The sequence below is a fragment of the Vibrio sp. MED222 genome, from assembly GCF_000153005.1.
GTDB lineage: Bacteria > Pseudomonadota > Gammaproteobacteria > Enterobacterales > Vibrionaceae > Vibrio > Vibrio tasmaniensis_A.
In genome coordinates this window covers 1-24,189 of record NZ_AAND01000028.1, presented here as the reverse complement: position 1 = coordinate 24,189, position 24,189 = coordinate 1, and the positions used below count along the sequence as shown (strand labels likewise).

Annotated in this window: 19 protein-coding genes; 9 read left to right on the top strand and 10 right to left on the bottom strand. The window is 45.1% G+C overall.

What is annotated here, in order from left to right:
• Nucleotides 1–20 precede the first annotated feature (20 nt).
• From dusB to MED222_RS00320, 3 genes are all read left to right on the top strand, one after another.
• A complete protein-coding gene (gene dusB / locus MED222_RS00310) occupies nt 21–989 on the top strand; it encodes a tRNA dihydrouridine synthase DusB (protein WP_009844689.1) in 969 nt (322 codons plus the stop codon).
• A 23-nt stretch (nt 990–1,012) separates the two neighbouring features.
• Nucleotides 1,013–1,309, top strand: a complete 297-nt coding sequence (gene fis, locus MED222_RS00315; RefSeq protein WP_004729744.1) for a DNA-binding transcriptional regulator Fis — start codon at nt 1,013–1,015, stop codon at nt 1,307–1,309.
• Nucleotides 1,310–1,480: 171 nt separating this feature from the next.
• The gene (locus MED222_RS00320; RefSeq protein ID WP_009844688.1) at nt 1,481–2,431 is read left to right on the top strand and encodes a GGDEF domain-containing protein; all 951 of its coding nucleotides are present in this window, start codon (nt 1,481–1,483) and stop codon (nt 2,429–2,431) included.
• A gap of 48 nt (nt 2,432–2,479) precedes the next feature.
• On the opposite strand, the gene zntR is transcribed toward MED222_RS00320, so the two are convergent.
• Nucleotides 2,480–2,920 (bottom strand): Zn(2+)-responsive transcriptional regulator, encoded by a 441-nt coding sequence (gene zntR / locus MED222_RS00325; RefSeq protein WP_009844687.1) that lies wholly within the window; start codon nt 2,918–2,920, stop codon nt 2,480–2,482.
• Between the two features lie 324 nt (nt 2,921–3,244).
• Here zntR and purH point away from each other — a divergent pair, with 324 nt between their 5' ends.
• Both purH and purD read left to right on the top strand, forming a co-directional pair.
• Nucleotides 3,245–4,855: a bifunctional phosphoribosylaminoimidazolecarboxamide formyltransferase/IMP cyclohydrolase gene (purH, locus tag MED222_RS00330; RefSeq protein WP_009844686.1), complete on the top strand. Its 1,611-nt coding sequence runs from the start codon at nt 3,245–3,247 to the stop codon at nt 4,853–4,855.
• 282 nt (nt 4,856–5,137) lie between these two features.
• Nucleotides 5,138–6,427, top strand: a complete 1,290-nt coding sequence (gene purD, locus MED222_RS00335) for a phosphoribosylamine--glycine ligase (RefSeq protein ID WP_009844685.1) — start codon at nt 5,138–5,140, stop codon at nt 6,425–6,427.
• 168 nt (nt 6,428–6,595) lie between these two features.
• On the opposite strand, the gene MED222_RS00340 is transcribed toward purD, so the two are convergent.
• Together MED222_RS00340 and hupA are read right to left on the bottom strand one after the other, a co-directional pair.
• Nucleotides 6,596–7,294 (bottom strand): DUF1481 domain-containing protein, encoded by a 699-nt coding sequence (locus MED222_RS00340; RefSeq protein ID WP_009844684.1) that lies wholly within the window; start codon nt 7,292–7,294, stop codon nt 6,596–6,598.
• A 46-nt stretch (nt 7,295–7,340) separates the two neighbouring features.
• Complete coding sequence (hupA, locus tag MED222_RS00345; RefSeq protein WP_004729753.1) at nt 7,341–7,613, bottom strand: nucleoid-associated protein HU-alpha; 273 nt, start codon at nt 7,611–7,613, stop codon at nt 7,341–7,343.
• 270 nt (nt 7,614–7,883) lie between these two features.
• Here hupA and MED222_RS00350 point away from each other — a divergent pair, with 270 nt between their 5' ends.
• Nucleotides 7,884–9,035, top strand: a complete 1,152-nt coding sequence (locus tag MED222_RS00350; RefSeq protein WP_009844683.1) for a CNNM domain-containing protein — start codon at nt 7,884–7,886, stop codon at nt 9,033–9,035.
• Between the two features lie 80 nt (nt 9,036–9,115).
• Here the strand turns inward: MED222_RS00350 and MED222_RS00355 are convergent, their stop codons facing one another.
• A complete protein-coding gene (locus MED222_RS00355) occupies nt 9,116–9,703 on the bottom strand; it encodes a YjaG family protein (protein WP_009844682.1) in 588 nt (195 codons plus the stop codon).
• A 71-nt stretch (nt 9,704–9,774) separates the two neighbouring features.
• On the opposite strand from MED222_RS00355, the gene MED222_RS00360 reads away from it, so the two are divergent.
• Nucleotides 9,775–10,701 carry a D-2-hydroxyacid dehydrogenase gene (locus MED222_RS00360; RefSeq protein WP_009844681.1) on the top strand — a complete coding sequence of 309 codons (927 nt, stop codon included), beginning with the start codon at nt 9,775–9,777 and terminating at the stop codon, nt 10,699–10,701.
• On the top strand, nt 10,701–11,294 hold the full coding sequence (locus MED222_RS00365; protein WP_009844680.1) for a uracil-DNA glycosylase family protein: 594 nt from the start codon (nt 10,701–10,703) through the stop codon (nt 11,292–11,294). Before MED222_RS00360 ends, MED222_RS00365 begins: the two co-directional genes overlap by 1 nt.
• A 108-nt stretch (nt 11,295–11,402) precedes the next feature.
• Here the strand turns inward: MED222_RS00365 and hemE are convergent, their stop codons facing one another.
• Both hemE and nudC read right to left on the bottom strand, forming a co-directional pair.
• Nucleotides 11,403–12,470 (bottom strand): uroporphyrinogen decarboxylase, encoded by a 1,068-nt coding sequence (hemE, locus tag MED222_RS00370; RefSeq protein WP_004729761.1) that lies wholly within the window; start codon nt 12,468–12,470, stop codon nt 11,403–11,405.
• Between the two features lie 299 nt (nt 12,471–12,769).
• A complete protein-coding gene (gene nudC, locus MED222_RS00375; RefSeq protein ID WP_009844679.1) occupies nt 12,770–13,579 on the bottom strand; it encodes an NAD(+) diphosphatase in 810 nt (269 codons plus the stop codon).
• 165 nt (nt 13,580–13,744) lie between these two features.
• Between nudC and MED222_RS00380 the strand changes: the two genes are divergently transcribed.
• Nucleotides 13,745–14,242 carry an Rsd/AlgQ family anti-sigma factor gene (locus MED222_RS00380; protein ID WP_012604999.1) on the top strand — a complete coding sequence of 166 codons (498 nt, stop codon included), beginning with the start codon at nt 13,745–13,747 and terminating at the stop codon, nt 14,240–14,242.
• A gap of 331 nt (nt 14,243–14,573) precedes the next feature.
• On the opposite strand, the gene rpoC is transcribed toward MED222_RS00380, so the two are convergent.
• The 4 genes from rpoC to rplJ form a co-directional block, all read right to left on the bottom strand.
• On the bottom strand, nt 14,574–18,776 hold the full coding sequence (rpoC, locus tag MED222_RS00385) for a DNA-directed RNA polymerase subunit beta' (RefSeq protein WP_009844676.1): 4,203 nt from the start codon (nt 18,774–18,776) through the stop codon (nt 14,574–14,576).
• 90 nt (nt 18,777–18,866) lie between these two features.
• Nucleotides 18,867–22,895, bottom strand: a complete 4,029-nt coding sequence (gene rpoB, locus MED222_RS00390; RefSeq protein ID WP_009844675.1) for a DNA-directed RNA polymerase subunit beta — start codon at nt 22,893–22,895, stop codon at nt 18,867–18,869.
• Nucleotides 22,896–23,129: 234 nt separating this feature from the next.
• On the bottom strand, nt 23,130–23,495 hold the full coding sequence (gene rplL / locus MED222_RS00395; protein ID WP_009844674.1) for a 50S ribosomal protein L7/L12: 366 nt from the start codon (nt 23,493–23,495) through the stop codon (nt 23,130–23,132).
• 57 nt (nt 23,496–23,552) lie between these two features.
• Nucleotides 23,553–24,047 carry a 50S ribosomal protein L10 gene (rplJ, locus tag MED222_RS00400; protein ID WP_009844673.1) on the bottom strand — a complete coding sequence of 165 codons (495 nt, stop codon included), beginning with the start codon at nt 24,045–24,047 and terminating at the stop codon, nt 23,553–23,555.
• Nucleotides 24,048–24,189 lie beyond the last annotated feature (142 nt).

Below are 24,189 nucleotides of genomic sequence, written 5' to 3'. Positions count from 1 at the left end.
ACAGAACTGTGATGACATTTTTGAAAATCGGAAATTATCAACTTAAGAACAATCTAATCGTCGCTCCTATGGCTGGCGTAACGGATAGACCATTCCGTGAGTTGTGTCTTCGTTACGGTGCGGGGATGGCAGTCAGTGAAATGATGTCCTCCAATCCGAAAGTTTGGAAAACGTCAAAATCTCAGCAGCGTATGGTACATGAAGGCGAATCGGGCATTCGTTCAGTACAAATCGCTGGTGCAGATCCACAGCTTATGGCCGAGGCTGCTCAATTCAATGTTGCTAACGGTGCGCAAATCATCGATATCAATATGGGTTGCCCAGCAAAAAAAGTGAATAAGAAGCTTGCGGGCTCAGCCCTGCTTCAGCATCCAGAACTCATTGAAGATATTCTGAAGGCTGTGGTAAATGCTGTCGACGTTCCAGTAACGTTGAAAACGCGCACAGGCTGGGATACAGACAATAGAAACTGTGTCCAAATCGCGAAAATAGCCGAAGACTGCGGCATACAAGCTCTTGCCCTTCACGGGAGAACTCGCGCTTGTATGTACAAAGGTGAGGCAGAATACAAACACATTAAAGCAGCGAAACAAGCAGTATCTATTCCGGTTATCGCTAACGGTGATATCGATAGTCCGGAAAAAGCGAAGTTTGTGCTGGAGTACACCGGCGCTGATGCTTTAATGATAGGTCGACCTGCCCAAGGGCGTCCTTGGATTTTTAACGAAATCCTACACTATTTGGAAAACGGCACCACGATGGACCCACTCCCGATTTCGGAAGTGAAAGACATCATGCTTGGTCATGTGCTCGCTCTACATGAATTTTATGGAGAGTTTTTAGGCCCTCGCATCGCTCGTAAGCATGTGGGTTGGTATCTAAAAGAGCATGAACAAGCGAGTGAGTTTCGCCGTACCTTCAACGCATTCGAAGCAGGTGATCTGCAGCTTGAAGCGCTAGAAGGTTTTTTTGATAACGTTGCACCATAATTACGAGAAGAGCTAGACCGAATATGTTCGAACAAAATCTGACTTCAGAAGCATTGACAGTAACTACAGTTACATCACAAGACCAAATCACGCAGAAGCCACTACGTGACTCAGTTAAAGCATCATTGAAAAATTACCTTGCTCAATTAAACGGTCAAGAAGTCAGCGAGTTATACGAATTAGTATTAGCTGAAGTTGAACAGCCACTACTAGACACTATCATGCAGTACACTCGCGGTAACCAAACTCGCGCAGCAACCATGATGGGTATTAACCGCGGTACTCTTCGCAAGAAACTTAAAAAATACGGCATGAACTAATCGTTCTTTCGTAATTTATTGAATTAGAAGCCGAGCTCTTTATTGAACTCGGCTTTTTTTTGTTTATATGGCAACAAGCGAACAATTATCAATCAATTAATGAGATGTAACGATTGATAACGTAATCACTACCGATATAATGACCCATTAATCTAATCGTCTGGAAGCTACATGCTTGATATGAAAAGGGAAGAATGGCTTAGCACACTGATCCGTGAACTGCCTGATCGTCATCTTCTGTTGGATACATCCGGACGTATTGTTGAAAACTTTGACAATCCAAATCACCACACAGTTTCAGAACTGTTGCCTCCCTCGGTTGAAAAGCAGCTATTAGAGGCGGCAAAGCAAGCTTATTCCAGTCGCGAAATTCAATACATTCAATACTCTCTTGCGCCCTGTCAGCAACTTCAGCTTTCTATTGAACAACTTTTCGCTCAAGGTGAAGAATCAGACGATCGATATTTTGAATCGACATTAAAGCCATTGTATCTCTCGCCAGAAAAGCAATACGTGCTGTGGCAAGAGCGAGATATTACTAAAGCACAGCAACGTGAAGCTGAGCTGATAGAACTCGCTGAAATCGATGAGCTAACTGGGATTTTAAATAGACGAGCCTTTTTACTTGGGTTGGAAAAAGAGTTCAGTCAACCGCCTAAGCAAAGCTTAACTTGTTTGATGATAGACATAGACCACTTCAAAGAAATCAATGATCAAGTTGGCCACCTCTCTGGTGATGAGGTAATCGTTCAAGTCGCGAGTTTATGCCAACAGTCAATAGACTGCGATGATTATCTAGGTCGCTTGGGTGGCGAAGAATTCGGTGTCATTCTCACACACACCAGTGCCATTGAAGCTTATTACGTTGCAGAGACGATTCGTAAAACGATTGAATCAACACCATGCACCGTAGACGGCCACATCATCTACCCAACAGTCAGCATCGGTGTTGCTGAATACACACCACATCTTAAAACCATAAAAGAACTATTGGCTCAAGCTGATAGAGCCATGTACTCTTCAAAGCAGACTGGCCGCAACCAAGTCACGCTTTACCATAATAACCTACCCACTTTAAAAATTGACGCTCAACTAAGAGCCAAAATACTGCAAGCTTCCTAGGGTTATCAACCATAGTAAACCTCTCTCCCTAACGGGGGACCTTCTCAGCTATTTACCATCAGCAGCACAGCATGAGCTTTGTTTATCTTCGCTCGCCAAAGCACCTAAGATAGAACAATGGCTCGCATCGTCATCTACATGTCCGCAGCAAGCATCATTAATCTTCTTTAATGCCGTGCGTATTCTGCCAAGTTCACTGATTTTTTCATCAATAAGTGTCAGCTTTGCCGTTGTGATGGCTTTCACTTCCGAGCAACTGTGCTGCGTTGCTTCCAAGCGAATCTCGAGCAATTCCTTAATTTCATCTAAACTCAGCCCTAACGCTTTAGATTTAAGAATAAAGGTCACCTGTTTTTGATTGTTTTCATCATATAAGCGATATCCTGAGTCACTGCGACTGGCAGGAGCAATCAGGTTACTTTTTTCATAAAACCGTAAGGTATCGGCTGTCACACCGCATCGTTTCGCTAATTCACCGATCTGAAACATGTTTTTTCCTACTGTTCCGTCCATTCCACAATTAACCTTATCGTTACTTTTCAGGCTGAAATGGCACTTTTCATAATTAATTTTGAGATGCCAAACGATTGCGCGAGCTTTTTTGTAATAAATTAGTTAGAATCTGCGCCATCAAATTTGGAGTTGGTTATCTTATAGCTTGATTATAAGAACACCCCAAAGGTCTTTACCAAAACTGGCCAATATTTTATCTCTTACTGGTATCTAAGATACTCCACGCTAAGAAGATAGAAACAAGTTCTTTTTTGGCAAATATCTTTATTTTAACCCCATGAATTTGAGGAAGATGGAAGCATGAATAACGCTCGTCCAATTCGCCGCGCTCTCATCAGCGTATCAGACAAAACTGGTATCGTTGAATTTGCACAAGCTCTTGCTAACCGTGGTGTAGATATCCTATCTACCGGTGGCACTGCTCGCCTGCTTGCTGAAAAAGGCATCTCTGTTACAGAAGTATCTGATTACACTGGTTTCCCAGAAATGATGGATGGCCGTGTTAAGACTCTGCACCCAAAAGTTCATGGTGGTGTTCTAGGCCGTCGTGGTCAAGATGATGACGTGATGGAAACTCACGGTATCAACCCTATCGATATGGTTGTTGTAAACCTATACCCATTCGCAGAAACCGTTGCTAAAGAAGGTTGTACCCTTGCTGACGCTGTTGAGAACATCGACATCGGCGGTCCTACAATGGTTCGCTCTGCAGCGAAAAACCACAAAGACGTAACTATCGTTGTTAACGCACACGACTACGAGCGCGTTGTTGCTGAAATGGACGCGAACGAGAAATCTCTAACGCTAGAGACTCGTTTCGACCTCGCTATCGCAGCATTCGAGCACACAGCTTCTTACGACGGCATGATCGCAAACTACTTCGGCACTATGGTTCCATCTTACGGTGCCTCTCTACTTGATGAAGAAGGAAAGAAGGCTGATGAAGAGTCTAAATTCCCTCGCACGTTCAACCAACAGTTCGAGAAGAAACAAGACATGCGCTACGGTGAGAACAGCCACCAAGCGGCAGCATTCTACGTTGAAGCGAACCCTGAAGAAGCGTCGGTTTCTACTGCTCGCCAAATCCAAGGTAAAGCGCTTTCTTACAACAACATCGCTGACACTGACGCAGCACTTGAGTGTGTGAAAGAGTTCGACCAGCCAGCATGTGTAATTGTTAAGCATGCTAACCCATGTGGTGTTGCACTAGGTGAAGACATCCTAGAAGCTTACGACCGTGCATTCAAAACAGACCCAACGTCTGCATTTGGCGGCATCATCGCTTTCAACCGTGAGCTAGACGCTGCAACAGCAACGGCTATCACTGAGCGTCAATTCGTTGAAGTTATCATTGCACCATCTGTTTCTGCGGAAGCAGTAGCAATCGTAGCGGCTAAGAAAAACCTTCGCCTGCTTGAGTGCGGTGAGTGGACAACTAAGACAACTGGTTTTGACGTGAAACGCGTTAACGGCGGTTTGCTAGTTCAAGACCGCGACCAAGGCATGGTGTCTGAAGATGACCTTAAAGTGGTTTCTAAGCGCCAACCTACAGCTGAAGAGCTAAAAGATGCCCTATTCTGCTGGAAAGTAGCGAAATACGTTAAATCTAACGCTATCGTTTACTCGAAAGGCGACATGACAATTGGTGTTGGCGCTGGCCAAATGAGCCGCGTTTACTCTGCGAAAATCGCAGGCATCAAAGCTGCAGACGAAGGTCTACAGGTTGAAGGTTGTGTGATGGCATCAGATGCATTCTTCCCATTCCGTGACGGTATCGACGCGGCAGCAGAAGCGGGCATCAAGTGTGTTATCCAACCGGGCGGCTCTATGCGTGATGACGAAGTTATCGCAGCAGCAGACGAACACGGCATGGCGATGATCTTTACGGGCATGCGTCACTTCCGCCACTAATTTCCTCTTCGTATTTGGCACTGTGGCGTCGTTAGCTGCTTTCGCCCACCCCGGTCACATAGTGGACTATGCTTCCGGGGATGGGCTCAATTGCTGCCTAGCCACATCACCAACTACTTTGAGCAAAACTTATAATTTTGTTTTTTAAATATTCCGATATTTGAAATACGTAGAGCAAGTCAGCGACTTTAGTTCAAGGAAAACACGCGGAGCTTATGACCATAAGTGAGCATGTTTGACACAGAAATAAAGGCTCTGAAGCAGCTATAAGGATTTTAAAACATGAATGTACTTATTATTGGTGCTGGCGGTAGAGAACATGCTTTGGGTTGGAAAGCGGCACAAAACCCAAACGTTGAAACAGTATTCATTGCTCCAGGTAACGCAGGTACTGCGCTTGAACCTAAACTTGAGAACGTAAACATCGGCGTTGAAGACATCGCAGGTTTAGTCGCGTTTGCTCAAGATAAAAAAATCGAACTGACTATCGTTGGCCCTGAAGCACCATTGGTTATTGGTGTTGTTGATGCATTCCGCGAAGTTGGCCTACCAATCTTCGGTCCAACTCAAGCGGCAGCACAGCTTGAAGGCTCTAAAGCATTCACCAAAGACTTCCTAGCTCGCCATGAGATCCCAACAGGTTACTACTCAAACTTCACTGAGATTGAGCCAGCTATCGCTTACGTTCGCGAGCAAGGCGCTCCAATCGTAGTAAAAGCTGACGGTCTTGCGGCGGGTAAAGGCGTTATCGTTGCGATGACACTTGAAGAAGCTGAAGACGCAATCAAAGACATGCTAGCAGGCAACGCATTTGGCGAAGCAGGCAGCCGCGTGGTAATTGAAGAGTTCCTTGAAGGCGAAGAAGCAAGCTTCATCGTAATGGTTGACGGTTCTAGCGTTCTGCCTATGGCCACTAGCCAAGATCACAAACGTGTTGGCGACAAAGACACTGGCCCTAATACTGGCGGCATGGGTGCTTACTCTCCAGCTCCAGTGGTAACTCCTGAAATCCATAACCGCATCCTTGAGGAAGTTATCTATCCAACGGTACGTGGTATGGACGCAGAAGGCGCTCCTTACACTGGTTTCCTTTACGCAGGACTAATGATCGATGCTGACGGCACGCCTAAGGTTATCGAATACAACTGCCGCTTTGGCGACCCTGAAACGCAACCTATCATGATGCGTATGGAGTCAGACCTTGTTGAACTTTGCCTAATGGCTATCGATGAGAAGCTAGACGAAGCAGAATCAAAGTGGGACCCACGCGCTTCTATCGGTGTTGTTCTTGCTGCTGGCGGTTACCCTGCTGACTACGCAAAAGGTGACGTTATTTCACTGCCAACCAGCGAAGTTGAAGGCCAAAAGGTTTTCCACGCGGGTACGACAAATAACGAAGCTGGCGACGTTGTGACAAACGGTGGCCGTGTACTTTGTGCAACGGCACTGGGTAATACGGTTTCTGAAGCTCAGGAGCGCGCTTACGCGTTGACGAAGCAAGTTAGCTGGAATGGTATGTTCCACCGCAATGACATCGGTTACCGTGCGATTGCGCGCGAGCAAGAACAGTAATCAATCTTGTTACTCGCTTACTTTCCAATAACAGTAAGCAAATGACAGAAAAGGCGCCTCGATAGGCGCCTTTTTTATCACTCAATCTCTCTAGGAATCTGTACCTGTACAGACAAATCAGCACTTGGCCTACAGCAAGCCAAATACCCTCAATCCTTTAGTTGATCGCTATTCTTTCAACAATGACGGCCTAACGACACAATCATGGCTGTCTTCAGCCAGCATCAGTAACTCTTCTACGCTCATCTTACCTAGTGAATCACTGCCAAGAAACGCCGCATAGCTTTCCACAGACGCCAATCGATCGATCACGAAGCTTGGCAAGGTCTGATTAAATTCAAAGCGATCAAACTCACCACCAGCACACGTTTCAAAAGAACGACCATTCCAGTAACCCTGAACCAGTCTTAGCCCTTCGTCATGCTGCTTCATCGTAGTTTCTAAAACCGACTTGGCTTCTTTCTGGTAGCTTTCGAGTTGCTTAACTTGGATAGGTAAAATTTTGCTATCAATACGATACTGCTGATATACAGCTTCGCCTGACTTATTAAAACGCACATGGACACTATACGGAACCAGCTCATTAGAAGAATTACGTTGCTCACCTTCACGAATAAATTCACGAAGTATACCTTCCGACCAAGCATAGTCCGTTTGGTACCAGCCGTAATCGCCTACAGTGACGTAGTCAGCTGAAGTATGAGGTTGTGTTAGCTTGTTTGTAACCCAGTAGAAACTTGTCGCGTCGCCCATGACTTGGCCGCCGGTGTGAGTTTCAAATTGCTCTAGGTTTTTGCGAGGGCTGGTTGATGAACAGCCAATGAGAAATGTAGATAATAGTGAAACGAGAAGAAATGCTTTTTTCATAAAACCTGTACCGAGGTGGAATACGACTACCTCGGTACAGTTTAGATTATTTCACTGAATCTTTCAGCGCTTTACCTGCAACAAATGCTGGAACATTTGCAGCAGCGATTTGGATCTCGTCACCAGTTTTTGGGTTACGGCCAGTGCGAGCTGCACGGTGGTTTACTTTAAAAGTACCAAAACCAATTAGCTGAACTTGATCGCCATCTTTAAGAGCATCTGTAACACCGCCAAGAGTCGCTTCTAGAGCAGCTTTAGCTTGTGCTTTAGAAAGGTCCGCTTTTTCAGCAATAAAGTCGATTAATTGAGTCTTGTTCATTTTAGGTTTCCCTTCTTTGTATTTTTGAATTCGATTCACTCTAAAACATAAATGCCCCATCTGGCAAAGGTTTGTCGTCGATCTTTAGCTCTAATGCCGTAGTTTTAGCCATAATATGAGTAATAACTCACAATTTGTTACTGATTTTACTGAGCAAGCCCTTGTTTAAAAGGGGCTGAGAGCAAAATTAATGATGACCTAGCCACTACTTATTCTCTATAATCCACGCTGAATCGCTGCTAAAGCGTACAATTTAATTTAAGGGCAAACATGCTGCTGCTAACTATTTACGTCTCCATTGCTATTGGAGTTTCTTTCATTTGTTCTGTTTTGGAAGCTGTACTTTTGAGTATTAGTCCGAGCTACATTGCTCAACTAAAACAAAATGGGCACCCTGCAGCAGAGTCATTAGACAAACTGAAAACCGATATTGACCGCCCACTTGCGTCAATTTTAACGCTCAACACCATCGCGCACACCATAGGTGCAGCGACAGCGGGTGCACAAGCAGCAGTCGTTTTTGGTAGCCAATGGTTAGGCGTATTCTCTGCCGTATTAACTCTGGGTATTTTAGTTCTGTCTGAGATTGTTCCAAAAACCATTGGCGCAACCTACTGGCGTCAACTTGCTCCAGCATCATCAAATGTGCTTCGCTGGATGGTCTTTTTCCTAACACCATTTGTGTGGTTCTCAGAGCAAATTACCAAACGTTTAGCTCGCGGCCACCAGGCACCAAAAATGCGTGATGAGCTATCTGCAATGGCTATTTTGGCAAAAGAGAGCGGTGAATTTGCTGAAGGTGAATCAAAAATTCTGAGCAATCTGTTAGGTATTCAAGATGTACCCGTGACTCAAGTCATGACACCACGCCCTGTTGTATTCCGCGTCGATGCAGAAATGAGTGTCAATACGTTCCTAGAACAACACAAAGACACGCCATTCTCACGCCCACTGGTTTACAGCGAGCAAACTGACAATATCATCGGTTTTGTCCACCGCTTAGAGCTGTTTAGATTGCAGCAAGCGGGTTGTGGTGAGAAGGCTCTGGGTGAAGTGATGCGCCCTATCCACGTCTTGCTAAACAACATGGGCTTAGCTAAGGCCTTTGACCAAATGATGGCAAACCGCCTGCAACTGTCTTTAGTTGTGGACGAGTACGGCACAATTCAGGGCATCATCACCCTAGAAGATATCTTTGAACACCTAGTGGGTGAAGAGATTGTCGACGAAGCAGATAAAACCACAGACATGCAAGAACTGGCGTTCCAACGCTGGGAAACTTGGAAAGAGACACACGGTGTTATCGAAAACCGCGATGAAGAGGACGAGCTAGAAGAAAAAACTCTAGCAGACAACGACACCTCAGACTCAAAGTCAGCGGATGAAAGCAAGGTTCAAAAAGAAGACAAGAAAGACGCTTAATCTAAATTTGATAGCGTCAGATACAACAAAGGCTCCCTAGGGAGCCTTTGTTTCTACTCGTACCTTGATGCAATTGCAGATTATAGTGCAACACCAATGTTACTGACCGGGTCTTCACGCAGTTCGTGACGTAGGTCTTTGATCAGCTCTAAGTCACGCTCAGTCGTTTCACGTAGAGGTCGGAAAATGGCCCACTGAACGTCCCACTCTTCACATACCGCTTCGTTTTCTTTCTGGTTTTCGTTCGTCACTTCTTCAGCGCCTTGAGCAAACTCAAGCTCAGCAACCGTCTTCACCGATTGTTGACTCACTTTAATTACCGCTTCCAACATATGCTCACGATCAAGTAGACCATGGATTAATGTTGCTAAGCCTTGGCATGCGTCCATTGCAGGGTAAACACCATAGAAATCAAAATCATCTGCGCTAGGGAATAGCTCTTCTACTTTCTCAAGTTGACGCTCAAAGTTCACCTTTGCCGTTTTAACGGTTAGGACTTCCCAAATGCTATCCAAAACATCACGGTAGATTCGAGCTTCCGCAAATTCTGTATTCTCACAAAACATGGCATAGTTAGGATACATACGCTCACATAGACACGCCATAAAAGTAATTTGTTGCCAAGGTTCTAACTTTTCAAGACGAACCTGCAGTGGATTCTGAAGCATAGTCACTCAATAATTGCAGAAAAAGACAGCGAAAGTGTACTTGATAAACCCTGGGGGGAAAAGGTAAGCCGATGAACAATTTTACGAATAAGCTCTATATTCTTACCGAGCATGACGATACCTATACGCAACTGATTCTAAACCAAGGGTTACCTGACCTCGAAATCACTCAAAACCCCGAATTAGCTGAGATCGTACTGGCAGCTCCTCCTTTAATAGCGGAGCGACTTAATGAGTTTAAAAATCTAGACTGGATGCAAAGTACCTATGCAGGAATCAATAAACTCACTCAGCCGGATCTGCGCCAAGATTATACGCTGACCAACGTCAAAGGCATCTTCGGCCCTGCGATTGCTGAATACGTGTTGGGTTACACGATCAGCCACTGTAGACACTTTCCTCACTACCACCAGCAACAAGTACAACGAAACTGGCAGCCACAGCTTTATACTAGCCTAACTGACAAAACCATGGTGATTTTAGGAACGGGGTCAATTGGCAGTCATTTAGCTAAAACCGCTGCTGCTTTTGGTATTCACACCATAGGTGTCAACCGGACAGGTATCCCATCAAAGCAAGAAACCTTCAAAGAAACTTTCCACATTAATGAATTAGAAGCCGCCCTCAAGCAAGCGGATATTGTAGTGAACACATTGCCATCAACGGATGATACCTACCAACTACTGAATCAAACCACCTTAAGCTACTGCTCTAACGTATTGCTGTTTAATGTGGGACGTGGGGAAAGCGTAGATAATAAAGCGTTACTGCTTGCGATTAAGAATAAATGGGTTGAACACGCTTTCTTAGATGTCTTTGAATGCGAACCTCTCACACAAGAACACCCGTTTTGGAAATTGCCTCAAGTAACCATCACACCACACATTGCGGCTCTAAGTGAGCCAAGACAGGTCGTGGAGATCTTCGCCAATAATTACCAACAATGGCGAGATGGTTTTACACTTAATCACACCATTGATTTTGATAAAGGCTACTGATGTTCTCGTCACTGCTCACCGAGATACGACAATGCACCGCTTGTGAACCTCATTTATCACACGGTGCAAACCCAGTGATTCAGGCACACCCAAACGCGCGCTTGTTAATCATAGGCCAAGCACCCGGTATTAAGGTTCATGAATCATCTATCCCTTGGAACGACGCCAGTGGCGAGCGATTGAGAGAATGGCTAGAGATGGACAGCGATACGTTTTATGACGAACAAAAAGTCGCGATTGTCCCGATGGGCTTTTGCTATCCAGGAAAGGGAAAAAGTGGCGATCTACCGCCTCGAAAGGAGTGCGCTGCGCTATGGCACAAAAAAGTACTGCAATCACTGCCCAACATCCAAATGACCTTGCTGATTGGTCAGTATGCGCAAAACTATTATCTAAAAGAGAAAGCCACCAGCACACTCACTGAAACGGTACGTAACTGGCAGGCTTGGGCTCCAGAATTTTTGCCACTTCCCCACCCTTCACCACGTAATAATATCTGGCTCAAGAAAAACCCATGGTTCGAAAGTGAAGTCATTCCCTATATCAGGAAGCACGTATCAGAGCATTTGGCCTGCCATGATCCAAATGCCTAATTAGCTGCACATCAACGATGATTTAGTCGATATTGAGTGCGGATAGAAAGATAATAAAAAAGCGCTGCCGATTTCTCGACAGCGCTTTTTCTAAAAACACATACTGAATTACTTATGGTATGGCTTAGATAGGTCGTGAACTGCGTCCACAAATACACCAGCATTTTCTGGTGGCACATCTAGGTGAATACCATGGCCAAGGTTAAATACGTGACCAGTACCGCCGTCACCAAAACCTTCAAGGATAGTGCCGACTTCTTCACGAATACGCTCAGGTTGTGCGTAAAGTACTGATGGGTCCATGTTGCCTTGTAGAGCCACTTTATCGCCAATACGTGCTTTTGCATCAGCAATATTGATTGTCCAGTCTAGGCCAACTGCATCACAGCCGGTCGCTGCGATAGATTCTAGCCACATGCCACCGTTCTTAGTGAACAGAGTAACCGGTACACGGCGACCTTCGTTTTCACGAATTAGGCCATCGACAATTTTGTGCATGTACTGCAGTGAGAACAGGTTGTAGTCACGCGGAGTAAGTACACCACCCCATGTGTCGAATACCATTACCGATTGTGCACCTGCTTTAATTTGCGCGTTCAGGTATTCAATAACAGTGTCAGCCAGCTTATCTAGAAGTAAGTGCAGCGTTTGTGGCTCTGCATACATCATCTTCTTGATTTTAGTAAATGCCTTCGAACTGCTGCCTTCAACCATGTAAGTTGCCAATGTCCAAGGACTACCAGAGAAACCAATCAGTGGCACTTCGCCTTTCAGGTCTTTACGGATCTGACGAACGGCATTCATTACGTATTGAAGTTCACCTTCAGGATCCGGTAGGCCAATCTTTTCTACGTCAGCTTTACATGTGATAGGGCGTTCAAACTTAGGGCCTTCACCTGTTTCGAAGTACAAACCTAACCCCATCGCATCTGGGATAGTTAGGATGTCAGAAAACAAGATTGCCGCATCAAGCGGGAAACGACGTAAAGGTTGAAGTGTTACTTCTGATGCTAGTTCAGCGTTTTTGCACAAAGACATGAAATCGCCCGCTTCAGCGCGCGTTGCTTTATACTCTGGAAGATAGCGGCCAGCTTGGCGCATCATCCATACCGGTGTGTAATCAACAGGCTGTTTTAAAAGTGCGCGTAAATAGCGATCGTTTTTTAATTCGGTCATTCCGTTAAATTCCAATTCAATCTTGTCTAGTTTTGATGGCAAGTATTCTAACACTGATTGAAGGGTAAAAGCTGTGTGCTTTGCAACCTAGATCAAGTTATTAACTTTTAAATCCATGCTTAATTTGCACCCAATTACAGGAGCATGTTAAAAATTTGTTCGCTAGCGAAAATTACAATTATAACAACTGAGTAGTCACTACTCAGCATCTCATAACGACATCTTACTTACCCCCTCCACTTGTGGAGGGTTTTTTTTAGTGTTTGACCACCCATAGGCCAAATACTATCACAGGTAATTTAATGTTCTAGTTCTTGCTCCGCGACGCCGGCTTTCCTTATGTCATCGACTGTATTCTCAATCAATTGTCTCGCAATCGTTCCGACTGGAGCAACATCAGGTAGGCTTGTTACATCAAACCATTGGGCATCCGACAGTTCACTGTAATCGGGTTTAAGCGTACCACCAGCATAATCTGCCAGAAAGCCCATCATCATACTCGATGGAAACGCCCATGGCTGGCTACCAAAGTAACGGATATTACTCACATCGATCCCCGTTTCTTCTTTGACTTCGCGCGCCACACACTGCTCTAGGGTTTCTCCAACCTCTAGGAAGCCCGCTATTACCGTGTACATACCCGTTTTATGCCTTGGGTGCTGCGCAAGTAATATCTTGTTGTCGTTTCGTACAGCGACAATGATGCACGGGAAGATACGAGGGTAATGAAGCGTTCGGCAGTCTCCACACTGCATCGCCACCTGATTATGATTGAGATGATTACGACCGCCGCACTGAGGGCAAAAACGCATACTTTGTGTCATGTTCCCATACTGGATAGCTTTGCTTGCGATCAGAAAACTTGATTCAGGCCAGTGAAGCAAATCTCTTAGGCTGACCATGCTCAGATCAATCTCCACATCGCAATCGTTGAGCCAATACACCTTACGACCTTGATGCTGACCAATGCAGATTGCATGCTCGACATCCAGCCCTAGCTCTTCAGCTGAGCCATAAGGAAACTGATCATTATTAACCCAAATATCACTACCTGAAACGACGCACCAATAAGCTTGCTCTGTCATTTTGTTATCACTTTTTTTTAACATCCCTATGCCTCATTGCTTGCAGTTCGTTCATTTTACTGGCAATCTGATTTCATACTAGAGTTGTAGCAGAGAATAATTCAAACTATTACTTTTAGTAGCTACCAATAAAACGGACCCTGCTTAGGCAATTACTTGATCACAAGGTTGTGATCAGATCATGAGGACATGGTCATGCTAAATAAATTCAAACAAATACAAGAACAATGGGGTGGCTCTAATGAGGTCATCGATCATTGGCTCGAAACTCGACAGTCTCTAATCGTTGAGTATTGTAAGCTAGGTGCCTTGCAGCCAGCTAGCAATGGGCAATCAAACGTTGTTGAACTCCCTTCTCCTAAAGAAATAAGCTCATTCTGCGATCATGTTGTCGATTATATCTCAGAGGGTCATTTTAAGATCTACGATATGGTCATGAAAAAATGGCAAGCAACAGGCTTTAAAACCAATGACGAGATTGATACAACTTACGCGAAGATCGTACTTACAACCGAGCCGCTTCTAGAGTTCAATGATAAGTACGTTAAAGTAAGTGCAGACGATGAGTTGCCTAACTTCGAAGGAGATATGTCAAAAGTAGGTGAACTACTCGAAGTACGTTTTGAAGTAGAAGATAATCTTATCCAGCTTATTGCAGACAGTTTAGCGATTCCACCAGGCGCTTAGTTAGCTGAATCCTTAATAAGCTTGCCTCTGTGCAAGCTTTTTGTTTTGTCTGTAAGGTTATCCAAACTACCCAGAACCTTTCAGACAGAGCTTACTCGCTCGCCCTGACCTTTAGCCATAAGCATATGGTTACAGCCCTAATCAGCCTAATCATCTCTACCCTTTATCTTACTGGCCTCAAAGAGCACTCTTCAGGACATAAATCCAACCCCACCAGCTAGATAATCACACCTATCACTTTATAAGTCATAGCTAAATACCAATACGCCAGATACAAAAAAGGCACCCGAAGGTGCCTTTTTTCTTATCTCTTAGAGACTACTCGTAGAGCTTACTCTTCTGAAGAGAAACCAGCGTTTAGAAGTGCTGCTAGATTGTCAGTAGCTTGCTCAGCTGAAGGACCTTCTTGCTCTTCTTCACGTTGCTTTTGACGCTCTTGGTGGTATGCGAAACCAGTACCAGCTGGGATCAGACGACCAACAATTACGTTCTCTTTCAGGCCGCGAAGGTCATCACGCTTACCAGAAACCGCAGCTTCTGTTAGTACGCGAGTCGTTTCTTGGAACGATGCAGCTGAGATGAATGACTCAGTTGCAAGAGATGCTTTAGTAATACCTAGTAGATCACGTTCGAAACGCACTAGTTCTTTACCTTCAGCTTCTAGCTTACGGTTAGCAATCTTAACATTGTGGTACTCAACTTGTTCGCCAGGTAGGAACGGAGAGTCACCAGAATGTGTGATTGTACACTTACGTAGCATTTGACGAACGATAGTCTCGATGTGCTTATCGTTAATCTTTACGCCTTGTAAGCGGTAAACTTCTTGAACTTCGTTCGCGATGTACTGAGTCACAGCGTGGATACCACGTAGACGCAGGATATCGTGTGGAGTTTCAGGACCGTCGGCGATTACATCACCACGTTCAATCTTCTCACCTTCGAACACGTTCAATTGACGGTGCTTAGGAATCATCTCTTCGTAAGCGTCACCGCCTTCACGAGTGATTACTAGACGACGCTTACCTTTCGTTTCTTTACCGAAAGACACAGTACCTGTGTGCTCAGCAAGGATCGCAGGCTCTTTAGGCTTACGAGCTTCGAATAGGTCAGCTACGCGTGGTAGACCACCGGTGATATCTTTGTTTCCGCTCGATTTTTGAGGGATACGAGATAGTGTGTCACCAATGCCAACTTCAGCGCCATCTTCGATGTTTACAATCGCTTTGCCAGGTAGGAAGTAGTGAGCTGGCATATCAGTACCAGGAATCATTACGTCGTTACCTTGCTCATCAACAAGTTTGATAGCTGGACGCATATCTTTACCTGCTGCTGGGCGAGCTGCTGCGTCTGTTACTTCACTTGAAGAAAGACCCGTTAGATCGTCAGTTTGACGAGAAACTGTAATACCATCGATCATATCTACGAATTGGATACGACCTGCCACTTCAGTGATGATTGGCATGGTATGCGCTTCCCAGTTAGCTACAACTTCACCAGCAGTAACTGCTGCGTTGTCGCCTTTGGTTAGCATCGAACCGTAAGGAAGTTTGTGCTTCTCTTTCGTACGGCCGAATTCATCAATAATCGTCATCTCAGATGCACGAGAAGTGATAACCAGTTTCTTATCTTTGTTAACTACAAACTTAGCATTGTGAAGTTTCACAGTACCAGTTGTCTTAGCTTGGATGCTGTTCTCTGCTGCTGCAGTAGATGCCGCACCACCGATGTGGAACGTACGCATCGTTAGCTGTGTACCCGGTTCACCGATAGATTGTGCAGCGATAACACCAACTGCTTCACCTTGGTTCACTAGGTGACCACGTGCTAGGTCACGACCGTAACACTGTGCACAACAACCGAAGTCTGCATCACAGGTAACAACAGAGCGCACTTTCATGCTATCTACTGAGTTGTCTTCCATGATTTGACACCACTTCTCATCAATCAGAGTATTACGTGGAATCAGTACATCTTCAGTACCAGGCTTAAGAACGTCTTCAGCTACTACACGACCTAGAGCAAGCTCAGAAAGTGCAACTTTAACGTCACCACCTTCGATGTGAGGCATCATGTCGATACCTTCATGCGTGCCACAGTCATGTTCGTGTACTACAACGTCTTGAGCAACGTCTACTAGACGACGAGTTAGGTAACCCGAGTTTGCTGTTTTCAGTGCTGTATCCGCAAGACCCTTACGAGCACCGTGCGTTGAGATAAAGTACTGAAGGACGTTTAGACCTTCTTTAAAGTTCGCTGTGATCGGCGTTTCGATGATTGAACCATCTGGACGCGCCATCAGACCACGCATACCTGCTAGCTGACGAATCTGAGCTGCAGAACCACGTGCGCCCGAGTCAGCCATCATGTAGATGCTGTTGAACGATTCTTGCTGTTCTTCTTCGCCGTCACGGTTGATAACTGTTTCAGAAGATAGGTTATCCATCATTGCTTTCGCAACGCGGTCATTCGTAGATGCCCAGATATCGATAACTTTGTTGTAACGCTCACCCGCAGTAACAAGACCTGATTGGAATTGCTCTTGGATTTCACGAACTTCTTCTTCAGCAGATTCAATTTCATCGTATTTCGCTTGAGGAACAACCATATCGTTGATACCTACAGAAACACCAGAAAGTGCCGCGTATGCGAAACCTGCGTACATGATTTGGTCAGCAAATACTACTGTATCTTTTAGACCAAGCTTACGGTAACACTCGTTAAGAAGAGTAGAGATCTGCTTCTTACCTAACTTTTGGTTAACGATGCTGTACGGTAGGCCAGCTGGAACGATCTGCCATAGCATTGCACGACCTACAGTCGTATCAACTAGGCCAGTATTCGTTGTGCTATTGCCGTCTTCATCTACTACAGTTTCAGTGATACGTACTTTAACGCGAGCGTGTAGCTCAGCAGTCTTAGTACGGTATGCCTTTTCAGCCTCTGCAGGGCCAGCAAGGTACATACCTTCACCTTTCACGTTGATCTTGTCACGTGTCATGTAGTAAAGACCCAATACAACGTCCTGAGAAGGTACGATGATTGGATCACCTGATGCTGGCGACAGAATGTTATTCGTCGACATCATTAGGGTACGAGCTTCAAGCTGTGCTTCTAGAGTTAGAGGCACGTGTACAGCCATTTGGTCACCATCGAAGTCGGCGTTGTATGCCGCACACACTAGTGGGTGAAGCTGAATCGCTTTACCTTCGATTAGTACTGGTTCAAACGCTTGGATACCTAGACGGTGAAGTGTAGGTGCACGGTTAAGCAGTACTGGGTGTTCACGGATAACTTCGTCTAGGATATCCCAAACGATCGCTTCTTCGCGCTCTACCATTTTCTTAGCAGCTTTGATTGTCGTAGCCATGCCACGAGTTTCTAGCTTGCTGTAGATGAACGGCTTAAATAGCTCAAGTGCCATCTTCTTAGGAAGACCACACTGATGTAGACGAAGGTATGGACCAACTGTGATTACAGAACGGCCAGAATAGTCTACACGTTTACCTAGAAGGTTCTGACGGAAACGACCTTGTTTACCCTTGATCATATCAGCAAGAGATTTCAGAGGACGCTTGTTAGAACCCGTGATCGCACGACCGCGACGACCGTTATCTAGAAGGGCATCAACAGACTCTTGCAGCATACGCTTTTCGTTACGTACGATGATGTCTGGAGCCGCTAGCTCTAGAAGACGCTTCAAACGGTTGTTACGGTTGATCACACGACGGTAAAGGTCGTTCAGATCAGAAGTCGCAAAACGACCGCCATCTAGTGGTACTAGAGGGCGTAGATCTGGCGGTAGCACTGGAAGTACAGTCAGGATCATCCACTCAGGCTTGTTGCCTGACGAAATGAACGCTTCAACTAGCTTCAAACGCTTAGTAACTTTCTTACGTTTAGTTTCAGAGTTAGTTGTTTCCAACTCTTCGCGCATTTCTTCCACTTCTTGATGAAGGTCCATTGTTGAAAGCAGATCTTTGATCGCTTCAGCACCCATCTTAGCAGTGAATTCGTCACCCCATTCTTCTAGACGATCCAGATACTCTTCTTCAGTAAGCATCTGAGATTTTTCTAGATCAGTCATACCCGGTTCAGTTACTACGTACATTTCGAAGTAAAGAACACGTTCGATATCACGCAGAGGGATATCCATTAGTAGACCGATACGAGACGGTAGTGATTTTAGGAACCAGATGTGAGCAACTGGTGAAGCAAGCTCGATGTGGCCCATACGGTCACGACGAACTTTAGTTTGTGTAACTTCAACGCCACACTTCTCACAGATAACACCACGGTGCTTCAGGCGCTTGTATTTGCCACAAAGACATTCGTAGTCTTTAACTGGACCAAAAATACGTGCACAGAACAGACCATCACGTTCAGGTTTGAACGTACGATAGTTAATTGTTTCTGGCTTTTTAACTTCACCAAAAGACCACGAACGGATCGTGTCTGGTGAAGATAGACCGATTTTGATTGCATCAAATTCTTCGGTCTTATGCTGTGCTTTTAGAAAGTTTAATAAGTCTTTCACGTTCAGCTCCTGTAAGGAGTTAAAGGAGCTCACCGACTAAAGTGAGCCCCCTTTACCAAGTAATCCAATCTTCTTTATAAAAAAGAGGGATTACTCTTCGTCTTCTAGCTCGATGTTGATACCTAGCGAGCGAATCTCTTTCAACAGTACGTTGAACGACTCTGGCATGCCAGGTTCCATGCTATGGTTACCATCTACGATGTTCTTGTACATCTTAGTACGGCCGTTAACGTCATCCGACTTAACTGTTAGCATTTCTTGTAGAGTATATGCAGCACCGTATGCTTCTAGTGCCCATACTTCCATCTCACCGAAACGCTGACCACCGAACTGAGCTTTACCACCAAGTGGTTGCTGAGTTACTAGGCTGTAAGAACCAGTTGAACGAGCATGCATCTTGTCATCAACCAAGTGGTTCAGTTTCAGCATGTACATGTAACCAACAGTTACAGGACGCTCAAACGAATCACCAGTACGACCATCAAACAGTTTAAGCTGACCAGATTCTGGCAGATCACCCAGTTTAAGTAGTTCTTTGATTAGAGACTCAGAAGCACCGTCGAACACAGGTGTAGCAATCGGTAGACCGCCACGTAGGTTCTTGATCAGTGTACGAACTTGATCATCAGACAGTTCAGCAATATCAACTTTCTGACGAGTATCGCCAAGATCGTAAACCTTCTGTAGGAACTCACGGAACTTATGCAGTTCTTGTTGTTCCTTAACCATTTGGTTGATCTTGTCACCGATACCTTTCGCAGCCAAACCTAAGTGAACTTCTAGGATCTGACCGATGTTCATACGCGATGGTACACCCAGCGGGTTAAGTACGATGTCTACAGGCTGACCTTTCTCATCGTATGGCATGTCTTCAACAGGGTTAATCTTAGAGATTACACCTTTGTTACCGTGACGACCGGCCATCTTATCACCAGGCTGGATACGACGTTTAACCGCTAGGTAAACTTTAACAATCTTAAGAACGCCAGGCGCTAGATCATCACCTTGAGTGATTTTACGACGCTTAGTTTCAAACTTCTTATCGAAGTCTGCTTTTAGCTCATCCCACTGCTCAGCAAGTTGCTCAAGCTGTGTTTGTAGCGCATCGTCTTCTAGAACTTGCTCTAGCCATTGCTTACGACCGATAGTATCAAGCTTAGCTTCAGAGTAACCACCAGACAGAAGTACAGCTTTAACACGGTTAAGAAGGCCACCCTCAAGAATTTGGAACTCTTCAGTTAGATCTTTCTTAGCTTCTTTAAGCTGCATCTGTTCGATTTCAAGTGCACGTTTGTCTTTCTCTACGCCATCGCGAGTGAAGACTTGTACATCGATGATAGTACCCGAAACAGAGTTTGGTACACGTAGAGAAGTATCTTTAACATCAGATGCTTTCTCACCGAAGATAGCACGTAGTAGCTTCTCTTCAGGAGTCAGTTGAGTTTCACCTTTAGGGGTTACTTTACCAACTAGGATGTCGCCACCCTTAACTTCAGCACCAATGTAAACGATACCTGACTCGTCTAGTTTAGACAGAGCAGACTCACCTACGTTTGGAATATCAGCTGTGATCTCTTCAGAACCCAGCTTAGTATCACGAGCCACACAAGATAGTTCTTGAATGTGGATTGTCGTGAAACGGTCTTCTTGAACTACGCGCTCAGATACTAAGATCGAGTCTTCGAAGTTGTAACCGTTCCAAGGCATGAATGCGATACGCATGTTTTGGCCAAGAGCTAGTTCACCAAGGTCTGTTGAAGGACCGTCAGCAAGAACATCGCCGCGTGCAACTGGTTCACCAGGAAGTACAGTTGGACGTTGGTTAATACATGTGTTTTGGTTCGAACGCGTGTACTTAGTCAGGTTGTAGATATCGATACCAGCTTCGCCAGGTACCAATTCATCTTCGTTAACCTTAACTACGATACGAGAAGCGTCAACAGACTGAACTTGACCACCACGTTTAGCAACCGCTGTAACACCAGAGTCAACTGCGATGTTACGTTCGATACCCGTACCTACTAGAGGCTTATCAGCTCTCAGTGTTGGTACAGCTTGACGTTGCATGTTGGCACCCATCAATGCACGGTTCGCATCATCGTGTTCTAGGAACGGGATAAGCGAAGCAGCGATAGATACTACTTGGTTTGTCGCAACGTCCATGTAGTCAACGTGATCGCGTGGGTGAAGACCAGATTCACCTTTTTGACGAGCTGTGATTAGCTCATCTGCAAACGTACCTTCTTCAGTAAGAATGGTGTTTGCTTGCGCGATTACGAATTGACCTTCCTGGATTGCAGACAGGTAATCAACTTCTTCTGTTACTACACCATCTACTACACGACGGTACGGAGTTTCTAGGAAACCGTAATCGTTACAACGTGCAAATGCAGATAGCGAGTTAATTAGACCGATGTTTGGACCTTCAGGCGTTTCGATCGGACATAGACGACCGTAGTGAGTTACGTGAACGTCACGTACTTCGAAGCCTGCGCGCTCACGAGTAAGGCCACCAGGACCTAAAGCAGAGATACGACGCTTGTGCGTAACTTCTGACAATGGGTTGTTTTGGTCCATAAACTGTGAAAGCTGTGAAGAGCCAAAGAATTCTTTAACTGCAGCAGAGATCGGCTTAGCGTTGATAAGGTCTTGAGGCATGATTGCATCAAGGTCACCAAGGCTTAGACGTTCTTTAACGGCACGTTCTACACGAACTAGACCAACACGGAATTGGTTTTCTGCCATTTCACCTACAGAACGGATACGACGGTTGCCAAGGTGGTCGATATCGTCCACTTCACCAATGCCGTTACGGATACCAATCAGTTTCTTCATCACTTCGATGATGTCTGATTCATCCAGAGTACCGCGCTCTTCTTCTTCTTCACGCTCGATAGAGCTGTTGAATTTCATACGGCCTACAGTTGATAGGTCGTAACGATCTTCAGAGAAGAATAGGCTTTCGAACAGTGATTCTGCAGCTTCTTTCGTTGGTGGCTCGCCAGGACGCATCATGCGGTAGATTTCTACCAATGCAGAGATGCGATCTACTGTGCTATCCGCACGTAGAGTGTCTGACATGAATGGACCATGGTCTAGGTCATTCGTGAACAGCACTTCTAGAGTCTTGTGACCTGCTTGAGACAGGTTAGCAAGTGCTTCTAGGCTAATCTCTTGGTTTGCGCCAACGATGATCTCGCCAGTTGCTTCGTTGATGTAATCTTTCGCAGCAATCTTTTCAACGATGTACTCTACTGGTACTTCGATGTGCTCAACGCCATCTTTTTCAAGTTGACGGATATGGCGAGCAGTTACACGACGACCAGTCTCAACGTAAGTTTTGCCGTTTGCTTCGATGTCGAATGACGCAGTTTCACCACGTAGACGATCAGGAACCAACTCCATAAGTAGAGTTTGGTCTTTCACTTCGAAGTTCACTTTGTCGAAGAACAGATCTAGGATCTCTTCAGTCGATTTACCAAGTGCACGAAGGATAATCGATGCTGGTAGCTTACGACGACGGTCGATACGTACGAATAAGTTATCCTTAGGATCGAACTCAAAGTCTAACCATGAGCCACGGTAAGGAATTACACGTGCGTTATAAAGAACTTTACCTGATGAGTGGGTCTTACCCTTATCACTGTCGAAGAACACGCCTGGGCTTCGGTGCAGCTGGGATACGATAACCCTCTCGGTACCATTAATTACGAAAGTACCATTGTCAGTCATAAGCGGAATTTCGCCCATGTAGACTTCTTGTTCTTTAATGTCTTTTACAGTACCTGCTGGTGCATCTCGATCAAAGATAACTAGACGTAGTTTTACGCGTAGTGGCTTTGAGTAAGTAACACCGCGGATTTGACATTCTTTAACGTCAAAAACTGGCTCACCAAGACGGTAGCTAACGTATTGCAGCTCAGAATTGCCGTTGTAGCTCTGAATTGGAAATACAGAACGGAAAGCAGCTTCAAGACCGTATTGACCTTCAGGATCCTGTTCGATGAATTTGTCGAAAGAATCAAGCTGGATCGATAACAGGTATGGAATGTCCAAAACTTGTGGACGAGTACCAAAATCCTTACGGATGCGCTTTTTCTCGGTATAAGAGTAAACCATGGGGTTCCTCAGCTCGCTGATAAGTGACCCAAACCACCCAAAACACTCTTCAGAGGGGGCGGTGACAAACAGCTGTTTACTGTAGTGAACAATCATTTCGAAAAAATGACTGTTTTTTTGCTTGGATTATGACGGTTAAACAGCGGAAATTTCGTCATAGCCCTACAGCGCAAAAAGGCCGGTGGTTAATAAACCACCAGCCATTAGCCTTGCGGCTAAGAAATTAAGTAATAATTACTTAACTTCAACAGAAGCGCCAGCTTCTTCTAGCTGTGCTTTAAGAGCTTCAGCTTCAGCTTTGTCAACGCCTTCTTTAAGCGCTGCAGGAGCTGAGTCTACAAGACCTTTAGCTTCTTTAAGACCTAGGCCAGTTGCGCCACGTACAGCTTTGATAACTTGTACTTTGTTAGCGCCAGCAGCAGTTAGGATTACGTCGAATTCAGTTTGCTCAGCAGCAGCTTCAGCAGAAGCACCACCAGCTACAACTGCAGCAGCAGCAGTAACACCGAATTTCTCTTCCATAGCTTCGATAAGCTCAACAACTTGCATTACAGACATTTCTGCAACTGCGTCTAGGATTTGCTCGTTAGTAATAGACATAACAATTCTCTTTTAAGTCAACAATAAGTTTAAATAGCAACCAGTGAAAAGCAAGGCTTAAGCCGCAGCTTCTTCTTTTTGGTCGCGAACAGCAGCGATAGTACGAACCAGCTTGCCAGCAGAAGCTTCTTTCATGCACATCATTAGGCGTGCGATAGCTTCGTCGTAAGTTGGTAGTGTCGCTAGTACTTCAGCATCAGTAACTGCGCCTTCAAATGCAGCAGCTTTGATCTCGAAATCTTTATTCTCTTTAGCGAAGTCTTTGAAAAGACGCGCTGCAGCACCTGGGTGCTCATTAGAGAATGCGATCAGAGTTGGACCAGTGAAAGTGTCAGTTAGACACTCGTAGTCTGTACCCTGAATCGCACGGCGTGCTAGTGTGTTACGAACAACTCTCATGTAAACACCCGCTTCGCGAGCTTGTTTACGTAGAGAAGTCATTGCGCCAACAGTAACGCCACGAGAATCAGCTACAACTGCAGAAAGTGCACCACTGGCAGCTTCGTTGACTTCAGCAACAATTGCTTTTTTGTCTTGAAGATTTAAAGCCATTTGGATTAACCTCTGGTTGTGATTACAGCACTCATACAAAATGTAATGAGCGTTTACGATGTTATTTAAAAATGAATAAATTCACTTCAAACCACAACATCGCCTACGTAGGTTTTATTAAGCCATATCTCCGAAGAGTACA

Excerpts from the sequence above, each read along its gene's own strand:
- MED222_RS00320 (WP_009844688.1), top strand. The coding sequence starts at position 1,481 with ATGCTTGATATGAAAAGGGAAGAATGGCTTAGCACACTGATCCGTGAA.
- MED222_RS00380 (WP_012604999.1), top strand. The coding sequence starts at position 13,745 with ATGGTCATGCTAAATAAATTCAAACAAATACAAGAACAATGGGGTGGC.
- purH (WP_009844686.1), top strand. The coding sequence starts at position 3,245 with ATGAATAACGCTCGTCCAATTCGCCGCGCTCTCATCAGCGTATCAGAC.
- MED222_RS00355 (WP_009844682.1), bottom strand. The coding sequence starts at position 9,703 with ATGCTTCAGAATCCACTGCAGGTTCGTCTTGAAAAGTTAGAACCTTGG.
- fis (WP_004729744.1), top strand. The coding sequence starts at position 1,013 with ATGTTCGAACAAAATCTGACTTCAGAAGCATTGACAGTAACTACAGTT.
- nudC (WP_009844679.1), bottom strand. The coding sequence starts at position 13,579 with ATGTTAAAAAAAAGTGATAACAAAATGACAGAGCAAGCTTATTGGTGC.
- rplJ (WP_009844673.1), bottom strand. The coding sequence starts at position 24,047 with ATGGCTTTAAATCTTCAAGACAAAAAAGCAATTGTTGCTGAAGTCAAC.
- rpoB (WP_009844675.1), bottom strand. The coding sequence starts at position 22,895 with ATGGTTTACTCTTATACCGAGAAAAAGCGCATCCGTAAGGATTTTGGT.
- MED222_RS00365 (WP_009844680.1), top strand. The coding sequence starts at position 10,701 with ATGTTCTCGTCACTGCTCACCGAGATACGACAATGCACCGCTTGTGAA.
- zntR (WP_009844687.1), bottom strand. The coding sequence starts at position 2,920 with ATGTTTCAGATCGGTGAATTAGCGAAACGATGCGGTGTGACAGCCGAT.
- MED222_RS00360 (WP_009844681.1), top strand. The coding sequence starts at position 9,775 with ATGAACAATTTTACGAATAAGCTCTATATTCTTACCGAGCATGACGAT.
- hupA (WP_004729753.1), bottom strand. The coding sequence starts at position 7,613 with ATGAACAAGACTCAATTAATCGACTTTATTGCTGAAAAAGCGGACCTT.
- MED222_RS00350 (WP_009844683.1), top strand. The coding sequence starts at position 7,884 with ATGCTGCTGCTAACTATTTACGTCTCCATTGCTATTGGAGTTTCTTTC.
- hemE (WP_004729761.1), bottom strand. The coding sequence starts at position 12,470 with ATGACCGAATTAAAAAACGATCGCTATTTACGCGCACTTTTAAAACAG.
- purD (WP_009844685.1), top strand. The coding sequence starts at position 5,138 with ATGAATGTACTTATTATTGGTGCTGGCGGTAGAGAACATGCTTTGGGT.
- rplL (WP_009844674.1), bottom strand. The coding sequence starts at position 23,495 with ATGTCTATTACTAACGAGCAAATCCTAGACGCAGTTGCAGAAATGTCT.
- MED222_RS00340 (WP_009844684.1), bottom strand. The coding sequence starts at position 7,294 with ATGAAAAAAGCATTTCTTCTCGTTTCACTATTATCTACATTTCTCATT.